At 39.6% G+C, this 19,281-nt stretch carries 15 protein-coding genes; all 15 read right to left on the minus strand.

Translation table 11 applies throughout. From position 1 onward, the window contains the following. Positions 1 to 838 precede the first annotated feature (838 nt). On the minus strand, positions 839 to 2,098 hold the full coding sequence (locus tag CTER_RS06380) for a zinc-binding dehydrogenase (protein WP_004624504.1): 1,260 nt from the start codon (positions 2,096 to 2,098) through the stop codon (positions 839 to 841). Positions 2,099 to 2,122: 24 nt separating this feature from the next. Next, the gene (gene pfkB / locus CTER_RS06385; RefSeq protein WP_004624498.1) at positions 2,123 to 3,067 is read right to left on the minus strand and encodes a 1-phosphofructokinase; all 945 of its coding nucleotides are present in this window, start codon (positions 3,065 to 3,067) and stop codon (positions 2,123 to 2,125) included. Between the two features lie 50 nt (positions 3,068 to 3,117). After that, positions 3,118 to 5,253, minus strand: coding sequence for a BglG family transcription antiterminator (locus CTER_RS06390; protein WP_004624491.1), 2,136 nt, complete (start codon positions 5,251 to 5,253; stop codon positions 3,118 to 3,120). Positions 5,254 to 5,606: 353 nt separating this feature from the next. Next, on the minus strand, positions 5,607 to 7,022 hold the full coding sequence (locus CTER_RS06395; protein ID WP_423219198.1) for a PTS mannitol transporter subunit IIBC: 1,416 nt from the start codon (positions 7,020 to 7,022) through the stop codon (positions 5,607 to 5,609). Between the two features lie 129 nt (positions 7,023 to 7,151). Further along, positions 7,152 to 7,418, minus strand: coding sequence for an HPr family phosphocarrier protein (locus CTER_RS06400; RefSeq protein WP_004624493.1), 267 nt, complete (start codon positions 7,416 to 7,418; stop codon positions 7,152 to 7,154). Beyond that, positions 7,408 to 9,132, minus strand: a complete 1,725-nt coding sequence (gene ptsP / locus CTER_RS06405; protein ID WP_004624506.1) for a phosphoenolpyruvate--protein phosphotransferase — start codon at positions 9,130 to 9,132, stop codon at positions 7,408 to 7,410. Before ptsP ends, CTER_RS06400 begins: the two co-directional genes overlap by 11 nt. A 43-nt stretch (positions 9,133 to 9,175) precedes the next feature. Then, positions 9,176 to 9,703: a PTS mannitol transporter subunit IIA gene (locus tag CTER_RS06410; protein WP_004624508.1), complete on the minus strand. Its 528-nt coding sequence runs from the start codon at positions 9,701 to 9,703 to the stop codon at positions 9,176 to 9,178. Between the two features lie 296 nt (positions 9,704 to 9,999). Then, positions 10,000 to 10,200, minus strand: a complete 201-nt coding sequence (locus CTER_RS06415) for a hypothetical protein (RefSeq protein ID WP_051066538.1) — start codon at positions 10,198 to 10,200, stop codon at positions 10,000 to 10,002. A gap of 64 nt (positions 10,201 to 10,264) precedes the next feature. Then, positions 10,265 to 11,239 carry a Gfo/Idh/MocA family protein gene (locus CTER_RS06420; protein ID WP_004624496.1) on the minus strand — a complete coding sequence of 325 codons (975 nt, stop codon included), beginning with the start codon at positions 11,237 to 11,239 and terminating at the stop codon, positions 10,265 to 10,267. Positions 11,240 to 11,474: 235 nt separating this feature from the next. Beyond that, positions 11,475 to 13,424, minus strand: coding sequence for a beta-L-arabinofuranosidase domain-containing protein (locus CTER_RS06425; RefSeq protein ID WP_004624486.1), 1,950 nt, complete (start codon positions 13,422 to 13,424; stop codon positions 11,475 to 11,477). A gap of 57 nt (positions 13,425 to 13,481) precedes the next feature. Then, entirely contained in the window at positions 13,482 to 14,327 is an 846-nt protein-coding gene (locus CTER_RS06430; protein WP_004624494.1) for a carbohydrate ABC transporter permease, read from the minus strand. Beyond that, on the minus strand, positions 14,324 to 15,460 hold the full coding sequence (locus tag CTER_RS06435) for a carbohydrate ABC transporter permease (RefSeq protein ID WP_004624485.1): 1,137 nt from the start codon (positions 15,458 to 15,460) through the stop codon (positions 14,324 to 14,326). Before CTER_RS06435 ends, CTER_RS06430 begins: the two co-directional genes overlap by 4 nt. After that, positions 15,438 to 16,850: an ABC transporter substrate-binding protein gene (locus tag CTER_RS06440; protein ID WP_004624510.1), complete on the minus strand. Its 1,413-nt coding sequence runs from the start codon at positions 16,848 to 16,850 to the stop codon at positions 15,438 to 15,440. Before CTER_RS06440 ends, CTER_RS06435 begins: the two co-directional genes overlap by 23 nt. A 110-nt stretch (positions 16,851 to 16,960) precedes the next feature. Beyond that, a complete protein-coding gene (locus CTER_RS06445; protein WP_004624502.1) occupies positions 16,961 to 18,808 on the minus strand; it encodes a sensor histidine kinase in 1,848 nt (615 codons plus the stop codon). Beyond that, a partial coding sequence (locus CTER_RS06450; protein ID WP_004624500.1) for a helix-turn-helix transcriptional regulator occupies positions 18,805 to 19,281 on the minus strand: 477 nt, incomplete at its 5' end. The genes CTER_RS06450 and CTER_RS06445, both read right to left, overlap by 4 nt.

Genomic DNA, 19,281 nt, shown 5'->3' on the forward strand with positions numbered 1-19,281 from the left:
CTTGACTGCTGAATTTTATTCAGCATGCTCATTTAAAATTGCTGACTTTTTTCTAGTTCTTGTTTCCAAAAACCAGGTTGTAAAGTTCGCAAGTTACTCAATTTTTAGAATCCATTGGATTCTGGAATTTTAAAGAGTCCTTACAATGTACATCTACGATGTACATATACATTTGCATGTATTTGTCACTGTTTACTTTTCAAAGTCCATTTGTTACCTTAAAAGTATTATTGCTGTTGACTTTCAAGGTTTACCGGTCACTCACCGCGACGGCTTTATTATGTTACCATGTTGCTATCATTATGTCAACACTTTTTTTAAAGAAGTTTTTATAGTGAAAACTAATAAAATTTCTTTCAGTTTTTTGCAGCCGGCACTACCACTATCAGGTAAAATCATACCGCTAACCTCACTGTTTTAAGCGTTGCCGTCGGTGACAGCTTGGTTAGTATATCATCAACTATCCTGCAGTATCAACAAGTGTTTTCTTTGTTTTTTGCCTTTATTTTAATTCATATGGCTTTTCCTCGATTATCCATACAAATTTCTTATGTTTAGTCCGATATGCTTATGTTCAAAAAAACAAGCATCTTAAAAAGTATCTATTATAACTTATCAACTTTGAAAAAAATAAGGTTGGGAGGGGCAGGCATAACTTACTTGAGATACGAAAATAATGTTAGAGAAGGATTGCCTTTGTACATACAAATAACATAAAGAGTCCTGAAGTTTTATCCTCAAGACTCTCAATAAATCACTATAACCAATATAATCAATAAATTATACTTAATGAACGGCAATATTACTTAAAAAACGGGGTAGTAGGTAACGGTAATTATTATTTGTCCCAGTTCTCAAGCAGATATTTCTCTGCCTCTGCGCACCATAAGCCCCTGTTTTTCTTCGTTATTTCTGCAAGTTTTGCAAAGTGAGGATTGGTTTTTCCCTTTTCCTCAAATTCATCAATTGCTGTCAGTTCCATAAAAATATTTGTATAAATGAGTTTCTTTCCGGCAGGTGCTTCAGGAAGTCTTAATGTAGCTTCCGCTGCGCTGTCCAATCCGCCGATATGAGTGACCATGACCGCAGGATCTATCTGATTCCTTTCAGTCATTCTTAGAGATTCTATCATATCATTGGTATTCCCCCCGGTAGTTCCTACTATATGGGATGAATTATAATGCACGTTATAGAAATTGATCAGGGCAGAAAAATTTACATCCGTCGGTCCTGCAAAAAAGTTAAGGCAGCCATCCCGTCCAAGTATCCTGTCCCCCTGCTCCACAACCGGCTTGACGGGTGCATATACAAACACATCATCAAAGCCTGTTCCGCCGGTCAGGTCTCTGAGATATCCGGGAACATCCTCCATATTGCACGTATTAACGAATATCAGATCCATTCCCAGCTTTTTTGCTTCCTCCGCCGGAAAGATAACTTCAGCCCTTTTCAGTCTTTGTTCATCAACATCGGATACTACTATCATTCCGGGTTTTCTGTCGCAGTGAAGTGCATAATCGATAGCTCCCAGTCCCATTGGGCCCGCTCCTGCCAGTATGGCAAGCTTTCCTCCCTCAACAATGCCCATCCTGTGTTCATAGCTTCCCATGGATGTATGATAGCTTGCATGATATGCACCGATGATACATGACATCGGTTCTGCAAGAGAGGCATTATAGTAACCGTCTCCCTCGTATGGCAGCAGACAGCCCAGCTCCATAACCTCCTGCGGCATGATGATATATGTTGCGTCTCCGCCGCAGTAGCGGTACGAATAACCCGGTGAATCCATGCTGCCTTTATAATTCAGTGCAGGCTGCATGGAAAATTTCTGTCCCGGCTTGAACTGGTCCCTCCATTTGGCTCCGACCTCCACTATATTGCCTGCCATTTCATGTCCGATAATGACAGGATTTTCAGCTGCATCCTTTGGCACTCTTTTATGTTCGGTTCCCAAAATAGCAGCTTTATAAGTAGACATGCATATGCTGTCCGATATAACCTGAACAAGAATTTCATCCTGCTTTATTTCTGGCAGGTCAAACTCTTCCATTCTCAAATCATTTTTACCATATAGTCTGACAGCTCTTGTTCTCATTGTTCAGCCACTCCTTTTACTTATTTATTTTCTTATACGTATATACTCAAATTTTACTTTGTTTTCCAATTCTCTTATTGTTTCAAAATCCGCAGGCTGGCTCCCTGAAGTCATAACATTTGCCGTCGCGGAAGCCACCGCAAGCAGGACTGACTTTTCAAAGCCGTATCCCATATCCAGAGAGTAAGTCAATGCGGCAACCATGGAGTCCCCGGCACCGACAGTACTTTTAACCTCCACATCAATGCTGTTTGCAAACAGTGAACATTCTTTATTGAGGAAAATAGCCCCTTTTGCTCCTAAAGAAACAGCAACAAACTCTACTCCGTATATATCAATAAGTTTTCTCGCATGGGACTCGGCCTCAGCAACACCTTCTATTTTTTCTCCGAAAAAGCTCTCAAGTTCATGAATATTGGGCTTGACCATATAAGGCCCTGCCTCTATTCCATACTTTAATAATTCACCGTCGGCATCCAGAATGGTTTTTGCCCCTGTCTCCTTTGCAGCTCTGATCCATTTTCCATAAACAGCCTTGTCAACATTTGCAGGAACACTTCCCGAAAAAACTACAGCCGAATCCTTATTTATCATGCCGAATATCATTTTTTCAAATGCCGTAATTTCTTCCGCACTGAGCTGCGGTCCAGCTTCATTGATATCAGTATTGGTCTTTCTTTTACTGTCAACCACTTTAAGGTTTGTCCTTGTTTCACCTTCAATATAAAAAAACTTGTTTTCTATCCCCATGCCATTCAAAGAATCTTTTATGAAATTGCCGGTGTTTCCTCCAAGTATTCCGGCTGCACAGCTCTTTCCTCCCAAACTCCTGATGACCTTGGAAACATTTATACCTTTTCCTCCGGCATCCAGTCTCACAGAAGCTACCCTGTTTACAGTTCCCACTTCAAAATCCTGTATCTCAACAGTCTTGTCAACTGCCGGATTCAGAGTAATCGTAATAATCATGCCGCCCTCCACATAAGTACTGCTCAAGTACCTGCTATTATTAATTACGTTTAATTCTTCATATATTTGTTGTTCTTCTCATTGTAATACTCTTCAAGGATACTGCACAATTCGTCAAAAATATCTTCCTTACTGCCATCCTTCAGTATTCTTATAAATTCGGGCTGGTCAACCAGTATTCCATTTACATGGCTGATAGTCTCCAGCATGTATCTGCTGCTCCCTTCAGGCGCCACTGCAACCATGGCGAGCTCAGCTCCTTCCTTGATATTTCCTTTGTTTTTGATATCTTTGTTCAATTTTATAATGCCGAAATGTATTTGGGAGACAGCTTTTGTACGGCAATGCAAAAGTTTTATCCCGTATTCCGGAATAAAAGTTCCGCCCTTTTCCTCTCTCTCCTCCATATCCTTGACCAACTGTTCGCGGTCTTCCTCACTGCTGCATGCCATCCGGCTTATATCATTTATCAGCTGACTGACATCCTCTGCCTGAGTATCCCCAATATAAAAGAAATTGTCCAGAATTTCAGTTATTGCATTGTTATAACAGTTTAATTCGAACATTTTTTCTTTAAAATTTAAGGTTTTCTTTTTACCGGAGGGCTGATTGGGACAGGTATTTCTTACCTCTTCCAGAAGTGTATCTATCCGGGCCTTATCTTCCTGGAACAGCAGAGGATTGACCACAACCACAGGAACAGGGCATTCGTCCAAAACGACAGTAGAAATAATAAGCTCTATTCCTTTTTCCTTAAGCCAATTATTATTGATATTAAACATTGAAACAGTACCGGCTACTTCAATATTGTCATATTCCTTTTCAATCCTTGTAGCAAGCAGCCTGGAAGTACCTATCCCCGTAGCACAGGCTATAGCCGCTCTGAAAACCCGTTTTGGCGAAACCTTGCTTTTTTCGATAGCCGCACCGAGATGCATGGCAATATAAGCTATTTCAGTATCGGGCATCTTAATATCTATATATTCTTCAACCACTTTTATACATTTTTCAGCCAGTATCATTAAATCCGGATAATGGGTTTTAATTTGCGTATAAAGCGGATTTCTTATTTCCAAATTCATTTTCAGCCTGTTGATGGCCGGTCCCAGATGGTTAGTCAACCCGGTAAGCAGCTTCTCGTTCTGCGAGAGGAATTTACCGGTTTCATTTTCGGCTATACGGATTATCTCCCTGGACAGTTCTACAAGTTCATTGTTGCCTATGAAATTTCCACTGTCTTTTTCATTTGTTTTAATGTTCTTTGATCCCTTTATATGCATGGTTATATAACCGATCTCATCACTGGGAACCTTTATATCAAATATATCTTCAATTTCGTGAGCAAGTTTTTCGGCAACAGTATACTCTTCACTGTTTTTGAGTTCTTCCATAAACTTCTTATCTATGACAATGTCTTCATTCTTTCTGATCCTTTGGACGGCAATGGCCAAATGCACAATCAATCCAACAACCGCACTGTCCGCAAGATTGTATCCTATTCGTTCCTCAGCCTGATGTACCAGTTTTTCAAGCTGATGAATAGTATTTCCGTTAACAAGATTCAGCAGTCTGCTCCTTGCGATCAGTTCGGTATTGCTCACCGGCACCTGCTCTTTGGAAATATTTTTTCTTATGAGCCCCAGGAGATGGTTTTCATTTATATTTTCATATATGAGATTGATCATGCATTTTCTTATATTGTCTTCCTCACCCTCAATGTAAACCCCGAGTCCGGGCTTCCTTACCAGGGTCACCTCCTGCTTTCCCAGCCATTCTTCAAGCTTATCCAGGTCATTGCTGACAGTTGCTTCGGCCACATCAAGAATCCGTGTGAATGTGTAAAGTTTGACCGGTTCCTGATTTTGAAGCAATTCGCTGCATATAATTGTCTGTCTTTCTTTTGGCGTGTATAGTTTTTCTTCCTTTTCTTCATCCAAAAGATTTATCAGGTTGTTTTTATCCTCGGGCTTTCCGATTGCGCGTATGCCGACTCCTGATTTCTTTTCAAGCCTGCAGCCTGTGTTAAGCAGCCATTTTTCTGCAGCGGGCAGCTCTCGCAATATGGTTCTGTTACTGATTCCAAGTTCCTTTGCAATTGCTGTAACTGTTATATAATCACTTGTACTGAATATTTTCTTTAAAATATTTTTTACTCGTAAATTGATCCTAGTATCCAGAACACACACCTCCCTCGGAAAAATTAATTAAGAAGTCTTCATACGTTTTATTATAACGCATCGGTTCAGAAGAAAATTATTCGGCTGTAGAAAAATTTCCTTACCTCTGCGCGTTTCAACGAGGCAAAGGTGTCCTCAGGACACCATGGATATGCTCACCGCTTGAAAACCGAGGCGGTACCCGCGCCCCATAGAGGTGGGGGACATTTATTGCCTCGTTATATACTATCGTTTTGCAGGAACACCAACCGATTTATAATACTTATATATTTATATAAATATATAAGTATTATAAAAATAGTTTTACAGGACAGTGAAAGGCTCCACTGTCCCATATGCTGTTTACCGGTTACATTATCCGGCTATGATAACCGTTTTGCAAACTCATCATATTCTGGGCTGTTTATAAAGTTATTTATGGATATATGCTCGGCATTGGGCGCAGCACTTTTGGCCCTTCCGCTCAGACTTTCATGTGTAAATACAACATCCGCATCTGACGGAATATCTTCAATAGAGCAGTTGGTCACTTCAATATCCAAACCAAGTTTCTTTATTTTATTTCGCAGAGTAGACGCTCCCATAGCACTTGACCCCATTCCGGCATCGCAGGCCACAACTACTTTTTTAATGGAAGTTTTTTTAACCAGACCCTTGCTTTCAGCCTTCATTCCACTTATGGCAGCCTTTGCAGCTTCAAGCTCCTTCCCTGAAAATTCCTTTGACCTCTTAATGAAGACAGAGGCTAAAAGGAAGGATACTGCACATGATATTATTACACCAGCCAGCACAGGTAACAATCCGCCTTTCGGAGCCATGATGAAGTACATGATAATACTTCCCGGAGCCGGTGGTCCTATGAGACCCGCACCTAATATATTAAATGTAAACACCCCTGATATACCGCCTGCAATAACAGCCAATATCAGTATGGGATTCATAAGTACATAAGGGAAATATATCTCATGAATACCGCCTAAAAAATGGATAAGGATTGCTCCGGGAGCCGATTGCTTTGCCATACCCTTGGAGAAAATCAGATATGCAAGTAATATTCCCAGTCCTGGTCCTGGGTTTGACTCCAGCATAAAGAAGATTGATTTTCCGACTTCCGTTACCTGCTGGGTTCCAAGCGGAGTAAGCACTCCATGATTTATTGCATTATTCAGGAACAATATTTTTGCAGGTTCGATAAATATACTTGCAAGAGGTAAAAAACCTGCTTCAACAATAGCCCTAACCACATTTCCAAATGCATCGGTAGCAACTTTAATAATGGGGCCAAATCCTACAAGTCCGGCACATGCCAGTCCCATGCCCAATATACCGTCAGTGAAATTGTTAACCAGCATCTCAAAGCCCGGCTTGATTTTTCCATCAAATAACCTGGCAAACAACTTGGTTATATATCCTCCAAGCGGTCCGACAATCATTGCTCCCAAAAACATAGGAGTTGCTTCATTTATATTTTTTGCCCCGCCTGCTCCAAGGATCATACCTAACGTAGCAACCGCACCAACTACCGCACCACGCTGTCCGCCCACCGCTCTACCGCCTGTATAACCTATAAGAATCGGTAAAAGGGCTTTAAGAAATGGGTCTACCATCTGTGCAAGTGTTGCATTGGGAAGCCATCCAGGTCCGATAAACAATGCTGTAATTAGCCCCCATGCAATAAATGCACCGATATTTGGCATTATCATGCCGCTCAGAAAGCGGCCGACTTTTTGAATCCGTTCCTTAATTTTTATCTGCGGAGCAGACGAATGGGTATTAATATTTGAACTCATTATAACTCCTCCTCGAATTAATTGTGCATGCCATATATCTCAAATAGTGACCCTATGTCTAGAATAAGGGGCTATTGTAAGACCTTTATTTCAGAAATTATTGCGGAAGCTAAGCAATCACAGCTCCTGTAACTCCTTCTCAAAAAAAAGTACCATACGTTCCATAGCTTTTTCCTGATCTTCCCCTGTTACGGAAATCTCAATGCTTTCACCGGTTTCAGCACCCAAGGTCATAACGCCTATAAGACTTTTAGCAGGCACTTCTTTTTCTTTGAACCGTATTATGATATCCGATTTAAAAGTTTCAGCTATACTAACCAAAACAGACGCAGGTCTTGCATGCAGACCTACCGCACAGGTGATTACAAAATTATTAGTCAGCATTTAATCTCTCCTTTACATAAATTCTAATTTGGGCTGCATCACTTATTTTTAAAACATTTTCGGCAATATCTCCGGCTTTTTCAAAGGTTAGATTACAGATGGCTTTCTTTATATAGGGAATTGAAGACGGGGCCATTGAAAATTCATCTAGGCCCAATCCAAGCAATACTGCCGCACTTTCAACATTGGATGCCATTTCTCCGCACATACCGACTTTTATTCCGGCTTCATGCCCGGCCTCTATAACATTTTTTATCAGTCTCAGCACGCCAGGGTGCATTGGATTATATAAGTAGCTTACATTTTCATTCATCCTGTCTACTGCAAGTGAGTACTGGCATAAATCATTTGTGCCTATGCTGAAGAAATCCGCCTCTTTGGCCAATATATCCGCCGTTATGGCTGCCGAAGGTATTTCTATCATTATCCCGACTTGAATGTTCCTGTCATAGGGTATGCTCTTTTCATCCAGGTCATTTTTCACTTCAGCCAATATCTTTTTTGCGGCTCTCAGTTCTTCAATACCTGAAATCATGGGAAACATTATTTTTAATGTTCCATACGTACTTGCCCTTAATATTGCTTTTAACTGGGTTTTAAATACTTCAACCTCTTTGAGACATATTCTGATGGCCCGGTATCCCAGAAAAGGGTTTTCTTCCGCCGGAAGCTCCAAACTCTTTATCTGCTTGTCTCCGCCAATATCCAGCGTTCTTATTATACAGGGCATGCCGCCCATGCTTTCAGCTGCTTTTTTGTATGCCTGAAATTGCTCTTCTTCGGACGGAAGCTGATTCCTGTCCATATAAAGAAACTCTGTTCTGAACAGGCCTATTCCCTGTCCACCTTTCTCCACAACACTCAGCGCTTCTTCAGGCTTCCCGATATTTCCAAAGAGTTCAACCCGCATTCCGTCAATTGTTACAGCAGGTTTTTCTTTCAGCTGTCCGATTTCCTCCTGCACAGCCAAATACTTTTGCTGCTCCTGCATATAAAACCCGAGCTGTTCGCTGTCAGGATTTGAAAGGACTGTTCCTTCGGCGCCGTCGAGGATCACGGTTTCTCCCGAACTTATTTTTAAAATGTTTTCACCGCAGCCCACTACTGCCGGTATTTCCAACATTCTTGCAACAATTGCGGTATGGGAGGTTTCTCCGCCTTTTGCTATGGCAAAACCCTTGATGCGGGCTTTATCCAGAGCTACCGTATCGGCCGGTGTCAAGTCCCTGGCTATAAGAATGGTATCTGCTTCAAGCTGTGATAAATCAACCCTTTCCCTTCCCAGAAGAGCGTCCAGGATGTAATTTCCTACATTCTCCACATCCTCAGCCCGCTGTTTCATATAATCATTATCTATTGTAAGAAACATGGCTTTAATTTTATCAACCGCTTCCAATACAGAAGCCTCTGCACACAAATACTGCTTTTGGATATTTGTTCTGACCATGTCGTTCAGAATGGGATCGCCCAGCACTTTCATATAAGCTTCAAAAAGCTGTAAATCCTTCTCCTCGAGGATTTTTGAAGCTTTTACCTTGGCTTCTTCCAGCTTCTTGCCGGCAATTTGAACCGCTTCTGCAAACCTGGTCATTTCATTTTCCAATTGAGTTTCACCGATTTTTTTACCGGTGTATTCCTTGCTCTTATCCTCTTCCTGATAAACAAGCGCCCTACCGATGCCTATTCCATTGGAGGCGGGAATACCTTTTATCATAACAATCACCATATCCTTTTATTTTCTTTGATTGCTTGAACTATTAAAGCTTATCTGTAAGTGCCCGGTAAATCCTTTCGCTGTCCTTTACTGTGAACAACTCTTTTATTGCCTCACCTTCCTGTATGAATTCGGCAATATTTGTAAGGATCTTCATATGCTCATTACCCTTTCCCGCTATTCCGACTACAAGATAAGCCACCTTGTTTTCTCCGAAAATAACACCGTCAGGAAACTGCAGTACACTGATCCCGGTTCTGATGATTTTATCCTTTGCTGCGCCTACACCATGGGGAATCGCAATTCCCTCGCCTATATAGGTTGAATACACCTTTTCTCTTTCCTGCATAGCTTCTATATATCCGGGCAATACATATCCGCCGTCAACCAGCAATTGTCCTGCCATTTCAATAGCTTCTTCCTTACTTACACTTTTCTGGCCTGTCTTAATGTTTTTTAGATCAAGTATGCCATAATATTTATTTACATTTACACCTGTATTATCCATGTGCCCCTGCACCTTATCAGTTTCAGGTTTTTTTTCCTTCTTTCCGAAAAATGAAAAGCCCATATATTATCTCTCCCTTTTATTTTCAATTTTAGTATTAAACTTGTACGTTAAGAATTATTTTTGAGATAAATTATTTGATTTATTTTATTAAATATTTTAAGACTTTTATTTGATGATTATATTATAATATAGTAAAATGTTTGACTTCAATCAATTGTTCCGCATTTTTGACACTGATTATTAGTGCCAAAAGCGAATATGCCTGAAATTGCGGCAGAACACTTGTGTTCCACCTGCAATTTCAGGCATATATTACTTTAATGGATTCTTTATTTCAGCCATGCTGCTTTATACCGTCAATTCCCCCAACCTGTTATTGAAAGCTCCATGTGCATTTCCACATGTTTATAGTAGTGGTTTACAACTTCTTCCAATAGTATTGCCTCTTCATTTTTGACCCAAACATTTTGCAGTTTGTCACTATCAATGCCTTCAATTAGATTAATCAGCATGCAATTGTAGTTATACCAGAGAGAAACAATCAATTCCCAATTCATACTGTTGTAATTCTGGACCTTTCTTCCTATATATAATAAATGTTCACAGGAACCGAAAATAAAGCTATTTTTTAAAAATTTGCCTTAATGCCTCATCTATTACCTTTGCATTATTTATTGAGTCCTCAAAAGTGATATATGGCTTTTCACCGTTTAAAATACATCTGCCGAACTGTTCAACCTCCAGCATGTAATTATCCGGGCATAGAACAGTTATTTCCTCTGTTGCCGAGCCTGTTTTTACAATTATCCTCGTTTCACCTTTTGAGTTGAATACAACAGGCACCGAAATGCTTCCCCCGTCCCCGACTATTGTATATTCAACCCGCGACATACACCGGAAAGAACAGTAGGATACCGCCTTTACGCCTCCTTCAAATTCCATAACGATACAGCTGCTCTCATCAACACCGGATTTTTCTCCTATCTCCCCTGTTGCAAATATGGATACCGGTTCAGCACCGATAATGTGTCTTATTATATTAATGTTGTAGCAGCCTATATCATAGGTTGCACCACCTGCTAAAGCCCTGGACACCCTCACATCATTCATATCCTTAAGTAAAAAGCTGAAATGCGAGTCCATAAATTTTATCTTGCCGATTGTTCCGCTGTCAACCAGTTCCTTTACTTTTTTTGTCAGCGGACTATGCCTGTAGGCAAAGGCTTCCATAAGCAGAACTCCGTTTTTGTCGCAGACTTCCTTCATAAGCCGGGCTTCCTCTGCCGAAATCCCCATAGGTTTTTCACAGAGTACATGTTTTTTCTTCTCGGCAGCTTTTTGGGTCCATTCACAATGCAAGCCGTTGGGGAGCGGAATATATACGGCATCTACCTCAGGATCATCCAGAAGTTCATCATAGCTCTGATAGGCTTTTACAGGATTGAACAGTTTTTTGAATTTCTCCAGCTTTTCGGGTCCCCGGCTCGATATTGCATACAATTGAGCATTGCCGGCACCTAAAATCCCCGGAATTACGGCCGATTCTGCAATCCCTGCACAGCTTATAATACCCCAGTTTACTTTATTCTTCTCCATAATATTTTCCTCTTTCCTAAGTAAATAAATAGACTTATTAATAATATTCATATTACTATTTTAAATGAATAAAATAATGTCTGTACAGACACTTTTATGTCTTTTTAATAAATTTTATGTGATTATGATAATTTTCCCTATTTTCTCTGCTGCCAAAAAACTAAAAAGCCTAACTCCGATGAAATATCGAAATCAGGCCTTAGCATAATAATTTTTATACATTAATTCTTCATTATTATTTATTAATCTCCTTCTCTCTCTCAATGTATGGGAACTGTGAAATTCTAAGCTTAGCAGCTCCATAAGGTATAAGTTCTATTATCTCGGCCGGCTCATCCGAGCTTACAGGGCTCATTGGCAAATCACCTGCCGAGTTATTTTCCAACTTCCACTCTGGTAACCTTCTTCCCCATCCCTTTAATATAATGGGAGGGTTTACTGAATCAAAAGGCTGATATCCTACTTCATTTTTAACTACTTTAAAGGAATTATCAGGACAGTCTGTATCTATCTCCAAAGCGTAATTCCAAGGTGTTGTAGGATATACCTCCCAATCCGAATATGGTTCCCGGCCTTTTAATTTCTCCCACTGTTCTCCAATCTTTAAAGCATAAACCAGAGGTCCTCTCTCAATCCCTACTGAATTTTGGTACCAATGTGAAACTCTTATGTTCATTGGAAAAGTCAATATAACAAAATCACCATCATGCCATTCTCTGTCTATTACAAGGTACCTTCCGCCTTCTGAATCGACCATATCACATCCGTTAATCGATGCCGTCGCCCGTGTGCACCAGCCGGGAATTCTTAATTTTAACGGAAATCCGACCGATTGGCTGCACTCGAATTTTATTTTAATCATATCATCAAAAGGATATTCCGTCTCCTCTTTCAAGGTAACATCCACATCGTTTCCCACCTTTGCAGCAACCGTGCATGGACCATACACTACTGCTGCCAGTCCGCCATCTGCTGTTGCCATCCAGAAGTTCTTAACAAACTTTGGCCATCCCTGATGCATATTTGCAAGGCAGCAACCGAAATTAGGCTCCAAACCAAAAATATTTGCATCCTCCCTGTTATTGAACCAGTTTCGTTTTGCCTTGGTCACAAGAACCTGATTAGGCTGCTGGTCATACTGATGCCCCTTGAAATCCTTTGTAATAGTCGCCGGCAATGCATTATAGGCCAATTTTTCAAGAATGTCGGCAAGCTTGACTTCTTCGAAAACCTCCAAGAGGGTCTGCAAACTGAACATATACTCGGTAACAGAGCATAGTTCGCTGCCCTGTGAAGGATTATTTCCGCTCAAATGCTCATCACCACTGAAAAGTCCGTTGACAAACCCATGATATTGAGTCAGGTTTTCAATCGCTTTATAAACTGCTTCCCTGTGAATATCCAACTTGGACTGTCTGTAAAAAAGTCCCGGCTCCTTGATCCCCATCACGATATTAACGATGTGTGTTTCATGGTACAGCTTCATTACTTTATCCGTTCCATAATGATATAGCTCTTTGTCCCAATGATAATAAAAGTTTGTTGGCCTTATAAATGGAAATTTGCAAAAAATCCCAGTCCAGTCTGTCGTTTGCTTGTGAATTATTTCAGCTAGCTTGAGCAGGTAATCCTGACCCGTTCTTTTATATAACCAGTGAATACAATAGATCAGCTCTCCGCCTCTTGCTTTTCCCCAAGATTGCAGAGGCTTTTCAATAATATTCCTATTCTGAAACTGAAAATAGTTGTCCATAAATTTTGGAACACGCTCATCACCTTTTGCTTCAAAGTACTGTATTAATACCTTCAGCATAACCATCCTGGGCCACCAGTCCTCATTGTCACCGGGACCAAAATTACCGTCTTCAGTTTGGCTGTTCAATGTCCATTCAATCCATTTTCCGGCCTTTTCTATCAATTTTTCATTTTCCAGTAAGTATGCCAGAGGTACGAGACCATCACAATAATAAGGACCTCTTTCCCAATTTTCGCCTGTCCCGCCAAGCCAGCCGCTATAACTTCCCACAGAGTCCCAAAATTCGTCCAAATGTCCTGTCAGCCCATCTGCCTGAATGGACATTTGATTGTAAACCCATCCGGTTGGTTTTACAGCACCCAATGGCAGGGTTGACTGCGAAGCCTCCTCCAGTTCACCTGCATTTATATAATAATTAGTATGGCTCATTCACATGTTCCTCCTTAAAACAGCTTCTATAACAATCGCTGCGTTTTCCATAATTTATTACCCCTTTAAGCCTGTAATGCTTATACCTTCTACGAAATACTTCTGTCCAAACAGAAAAACAATGATTGCAGGAATTGCTACCACTGCTGAAGCAGCCATCATCAAATTCCACTGTGCATTGTACATCCCTGAAAAAAGTGCCAATCCTAAGGTAAGGGTATATTTTGATACGTCATTCAGATAAATCACCGGAGCCAGGAAATCATTCCAATAATGCAGGAAAGAAAATAAAATAACAACGACAATCGCAGGTTTAGTAAGCGGAAGAATGATTTGTACAAATATTCTAAAATAACCTGCACCATCAACATAGGCTGCTTCATCCAGTTCTTTTGGAATTGCCATATAAAACTGCCTCAAAAGAAATATATAAAAGGCTCCTCCGCCAAACCAGCTTGGTATGATTAAAGGCAGATTTGTTCCAACTGCACCAAGGAACTTCCACCCTAGAAATGTAGGTATAAGAGTTGCATATTGCGGAAGCATCATACCCGATAATAAACAGATAAATACTTTATCTCTTCCCGGCCATCTCATCCTTGCAAAACTAAATGCCGTTATGGAGCTCGTCAATACAACACCCGCAGTAGCAAATACAACGATAACAGCTGTATTGAAAAAAAAACGGTTAAATGGCATAATGGTCAGTGCTTCCTTAAAATTGTCAATCCGGATGGGATTCGGCAGCCATATGGGAGGCATCTCAAAAATCTGTCCCTGATCCATCAGAGAACTCCTGAACATCCAGTAGAAAGGTGTCAGAAAAATTATACCTCCAACTGTTAACAAAATATATGTTAAAACTTGAGCAATAGATATTTTCTCCATAAATCTACTTTTCATTTCCCTTTTACCTCTCCTTCATAGTAAACCCACATTGGTGATGATTTGAAAGTCAAACCGGTGAAGATCATAATAATAATAAACAGGACCCATGCAATCGCACAGGCGCTTCCCATCCTTGAGAACTCGAAGGCCTCCTTGTAAAGGAACATGCCATAAAACAAGCTGGAATTATTCGGGCCTCCAGCCGTCATCATCATTGGCTGGACAATAACTTGAAATCCATTGATTATACCCATAATGAAGTTAAAGAATATTGTAGACGAAACCATTGGTATTGTTATATGCCGCAATTTATGGAACGCATTACCCCCATCTACATCCACAGCCTCCAGCATTTGTCTCGGTATGTCCTGAAGTCCTGCAAGGAATGTAACCATGGTATTTCCAGCAATCCAAACAGCTGTTAATACTATGGATGGAACCACACCGGCTTCCGAGCCAATCCACATGAGTTTTGGAATACCCAAAAAACCCAGTAAATAATTGAGCAGTCCGAAATCGGGATTAAACAGCCACATCCATACCGTGCATGTTGCTGCTATAGGCAAGATAGTAGGTAAATAGAAAACCGCCCTGTATATACCTCTGAACTTAATCTTCCTATTCATCAATACCGCCAAAAAAAAGTGAAATGTAAGTCCTAATGGTACGCTAAGGGCTACATAATAAAATGTAACCAATATTGATTTATAGAAAAACGGATTATCTCCATTAAATAGATTAATATAGTTTTCAAAACCCACGAATTTTAATTTATTAAAGACCGCATAATCTGTAAAACTTAAAATAAGACTTGCTAGCATAGGTCCCAAAGTGAATATTATAAAGCCCAATATCGCTGGCATTGCAAAAAGTACACCTAAAATTGCTTCCTGTCTGTAAGCATTTTTCTTTTTTGTGTTTGCCAAATGTCCAAGCCGGATATTACTTGCATTTTCAGGAATATCTTCAAACATTGGCACTCTGTTATTAGTTTCTTGTTTCATGTGCCCCCCATAACTACATATATTATTAAGTTTACCTTTCTTCCCAAATTTTGTAAAATTACTCAATACATCCGGGAAAATACAGCCAGGCTTTTCAACCTGGCTGCTTATCTGTTCTTTGTTAGTTTTGTTTTTTATTGTCATATCTGCCTTTGAGTTTTTCCTGCACCTTAGGTTCTACTTCTTTAATGGCTTGTTCCGCCGTTTTATTTCCAAGCCATACTTGTTCAAGAGCAGGTGCAATGATTGCATCTATTTCGCTGAAGCCTTTTACATAATAGGCCGGACCACTGACACCTTTTTCTATAGTTTGCTTCATAATGGCATCCTTATAGCCTTCTGGATGCGAGGGATTGTTTTCTGCCCACTTAGAGATCAATTCAGGTTTTGTATACCAATCCTTCATGAGTGGCATCCATAATCCCCCTGCCTGTAAATCTATGGAACTTTCAGGATTCTGCAGCCATTTGTAAAGCAGCCAGGCTTCTTCCGGATGCCTGCCTCCGGAAAATATTACCGTAGGAGACCCCAGAACCAATGTTACAGATTTTTTTAGTTTTGGAAGAACGCCAACACCAAAATTGAGTTTTGCAGCTCCCAAATCAAGAAGGTTCCATTGCCCGGCAAGGATCATGGCTACCTGCTTTGATTGTAAACCTACAGATGGTGCCGGCATACTTCTTTGTTGTACCGGTGAAGGAGCTACATGATACTTATTGACAAGGTCGGCTAAATTTTGTATCGCATCTGTTGCTTCCTTTGAAGATAACGTCAGCTTACTGCCATCATCATTAACATAATCTCCGCCATTCGAATAGACTAAAGGCATATAGTATTGCCAGGTTGTAGGAAACTGTACACCGTACTGTTTTATGTTCTTGTAATCAAAAGCAGGATCAAGCGCATTTTTACCATTACTGTCTATGGTAAGTTTCCTGGCGATTTCAACAAATTTGTCCCAATCCCATGCATTTTCTGCTTTTGTCGGAGGGGTTTCAACTCCGGCCGCCTTGATCATATCGGCATTATACAGGAGGGTAATAGATTCACACGCTGAATTTGTGCCCAGACTTTTACCAGGTGCCCAATTGTACCAGATGTTGTCAAGGTAGTCCTCTTTCTTTAATTCAGAATCTTTAGCGAGAAAATCATTTATATTGCAAAGCTTTCCTTCTTCCGCCATTTTAAAAGCCAGACTAACATCCATATATCCAAGATCAGGTGCATCATTTCCTGCTATCATGGCTGTTATTTTAGTTAAATAATCGGCACTGGGAATATACATTCCATCTACAGTGATATAGCTGTTTTTCTCTTGAAACTTTTTGACACAGTCTTCCACTGCTTTTTTCTCAATTGGACTCCCCCAGTATGTAAATTTCAAAGTAACGGGTTCCTTTTTTGCAGCAGCATCTTTAGTAGAAGCATCGGCTTTTACCGGCTCTTTGTTTGTACTTCCACAACCAACAAACACTGTTCCAAACACAAATGAGACAATTAGCATCAAGGATAGGATCTTAATAGCTTTTTTCATTTAATGAACACTCCTCAAAATTAATTTGCAAGCTTGCTATACTCCAATATTAGCACCCACTATTTTAAAATAAAATTCTAACATTTCAATTTTGGTGGAGAAATAATGGTTTATCCATCATACGGAATCATGATGCAAACTTTGGTTCCTTTTCCTTCCTGCGACTCAATATGCAATCCGTATTCTTCTCCGAAAAGAAGCTTGACCCTTTTGTCTATGTTTTTGATCCCTATAGAATTTTCATCCGACTTCATTACCTTCAGATTTTTTTCAGGCGTCATTCCCTTCCCATTATCTTCAACAACAAAATTTCTTATCCCGTTTTCAATGCTGCCTGTTATTTTTAAATATCCCCCTGTTTCGACGGTCTCAAATCCATGGATAATTGCATTTTCAACGATAGGCTGCAGAAACAGCTTTGGGACCATTGTATCGTATAGCTTCTCATCAAACTGATATTCCACTCCGAAAACATCCTCATATCGATTTTTCATTATGAAAACATAACTTTTAAGCCAGTCCAGATCGTCCTTGAACTTTACCATTTCGGTTGTATTTCTCATGGTATACTGCAGCATTGTAGAAAGGCTCATAATCATTTTACTGATTTCACTTTGATTATTCTCAATAGCCATCCAATTAATGGTATTCAGTGTATTAGACATGAAATGCGGGTTTAACTGGAGATTCAAAGCCATTATATGTGCCTCCTTTTCCCGTATTTTCACTTCATAGTTTTCTTCAATGAGCTTCTGAATCTTTTCATTCATAATATTAAAATTATCTACTAATATTCCCATCTCATCATTTCCTACTGCCATGATTCTATTTGGGAAGTTCCCCTCGCCTATACTCCTGATAGCTTTAAGCAATTTTTTGATTGGCTGGACTATCCTCCCTGATATCAAAAAAGCAATGATAATAGCCAATATGGTAATGCCTATAGCTAAATAAAGGGTATAGTATCTTACTACAGTTAAAGAACTTAGAGTTTTATCCACTGGTACTTCAAACGCAGAAATCCATCCAGTCACTTTTGATGTATCGTAGCAAACCAATGTCCTATGCCCGTTGATATTTACATAACTCGATCCAGCTCCTTTCTGAATTGCTTCCTGCAGCCAGACGGGAGTTTCCTTTGTGTTCAGCTTTGCTTTATCAGGATGGGATATTATATTTCCCTGCCGGTCAATAATATAATAGACGGCCTCTTTTATTGGAAGTGAACTGGAATACAATTCGTGGAATATGTTCTCCTGAAAGTTTAAAATCAATATGGGCCTTTCTATATTACTATTCAATGACTTTATAACCGGGGAACTATACGTTCCATCATAATAATTTTGGCTTTCTAATGTCGAGATATTCAAAAGCTTTACTGCAGCAAACATATATCTGTAATCAAGGTTGGTATTTTTCAGTTCTTTTTGATTGAACATGTCGGTAAAATCATAGGTTCTGATCCATCTTGTTTTCCCCTTGGCTTCCACCGCATCTGAGTAAATACTGGTTTTATAAAATGCGCTCTGAGGAATAAACATTTTTGAATTGCTTCCGAATGAAAATTTACTTGTGACAATATAAGCTGAATAAACATCCTCATACATTGAAAAGTATTTTGAAATAATGACTGACATTTCATAATTTAAACGAAGCAAATTACTCTCGTCCTCAGCGTTGTAACCTTCAAAAAGCCTGTACAAATCCGGATCTACCGCCATCATTAAGGCGCTCTCTTCAATTCTTGAAAATTTAATGTCGGTAATTTGCGTGTTTTTCTTGACAATATTAAAAATATTTTCGCTGGTATTTTCTGAAATAATTTTTGAGCTTGTATTATAAAATCCAAAACCAATAACCAGCGAGGGTATGGATATGAGGCTGATAAAAGATAAAATCAACTTGCTTCTGAGTCTTAGATTCTTGAAAGCCATCCATATACCCTTTATAATTTTCATAGTGTATCCTCATTTTTCTTGCTTAATACTATACGCCGGTATTCGTCAGGAGAAAAGCCCACTTCATTTTTAAAAACCCTTATAAAATACTTTGGATCTGAGTAACCCACACTAAAAGCTAATTCATATACTTTGATAGCCGTATTTTTAAGATACTCCTTCGCCTTATTAATTCTGACCTTCTGTAAGTACTGGCTGAATGTAATTCCATTGATGCTTTTAAATAAACTTCCAAAATAGCTGGCATTGAAATAAAACAACTCCGCCATATATTCCAATGAAATATCTTCCTTGAAATTGGTGTCAATGTACTGAATGCATTTTTTCATGATAGCATCATGCTTGTTTTTTTTAGTGCTGATCTGTGTCGAAATAAGGTTTGAAATGATGTTTACCGTTTCATTCTTCATCTGGCTATAGGTTTTGCAGCATGTAATTCTTTCCAATGAATCGGTCTTAAGCTTGTCCAGATA

Origin of the sequence: Ruminiclostridium cellobioparum subsp. termitidis CT1112 (genome assembly GCF_000350485.1) — a bacterium.
In the GTDB taxonomy this organism is placed as follows: Bacteria; Bacillota; Clostridia; order Acetivibrionales; family DSM-1351; genus Ruminiclostridium; species Ruminiclostridium termitidis.

Bases quoted from the DNA above. Each gene is read 5' to 3' on its own strand.
- CTER_RS06380 (WP_004624504.1), bottom strand. From the start codon at position 2,098: ATGAGAACAAGAGCTGTCAGACTATATGGTAAAAATGATTTGAGAATG.
- pfkB (WP_004624498.1), bottom strand. From the start codon at position 3,067: ATGATTATTACGATTACTCTGAATCCGGCAGTTGACAAGACTGTTGAG.
- CTER_RS06400 (WP_004624493.1), bottom strand. From the start codon at position 7,418: ATGCTGACTAATAATTTTGTAATCACCTGTGCGGTAGGTCTGCATGCA.
- ptsP (WP_004624506.1), bottom strand. From the start codon at position 9,132: ATGATAAAAGGTATTCCCGCCTCCAATGGAATAGGCATCGGTAGGGCG.
- CTER_RS06410 (WP_004624508.1), bottom strand. From the start codon at position 9,703: ATGGGCTTTTCATTTTTCGGAAAGAAGGAAAAAAAACCTGAAACTGAT.
- CTER_RS06415 (WP_051066538.1), bottom strand. From the start codon at position 10,200: ATGAATTGGGAATTGATTGTTTCTCTCTGGTATAACTACAATTGCATG.
- CTER_RS06420 (WP_004624496.1), bottom strand. From the start codon at position 11,239: ATGGAGAAGAATAAAGTAAACTGGGGTATTATAAGCTGTGCAGGGATT.
- CTER_RS06425 (WP_004624486.1), bottom strand. From the start codon at position 13,424: ATGAGCCATACTAATTATTATATAAATGCAGGTGAACTGGAGGAGGCT.
- CTER_RS06430 (WP_004624494.1), bottom strand. From the start codon at position 14,327: ATGAAAAGTAGATTTATGGAGAAAATATCTATTGCTCAAGTTTTAACA.
- CTER_RS06435 (WP_004624485.1), bottom strand. From the start codon at position 15,460: ATGACAATAAAAAACAAAACTAACAAAGAACAGATAAGCAGCCAGGTT.
- CTER_RS06440 (WP_004624510.1), bottom strand. From the start codon at position 16,850: ATGAAAAAAGCTATTAAGATCCTATCCTTGATGCTAATTGTCTCATTT.
- CTER_RS06445 (WP_004624502.1), bottom strand. From the start codon at position 18,808: ATGAAAATTATAAAGGGTATATGGATGGCTTTCAAGAATCTAAGACTC.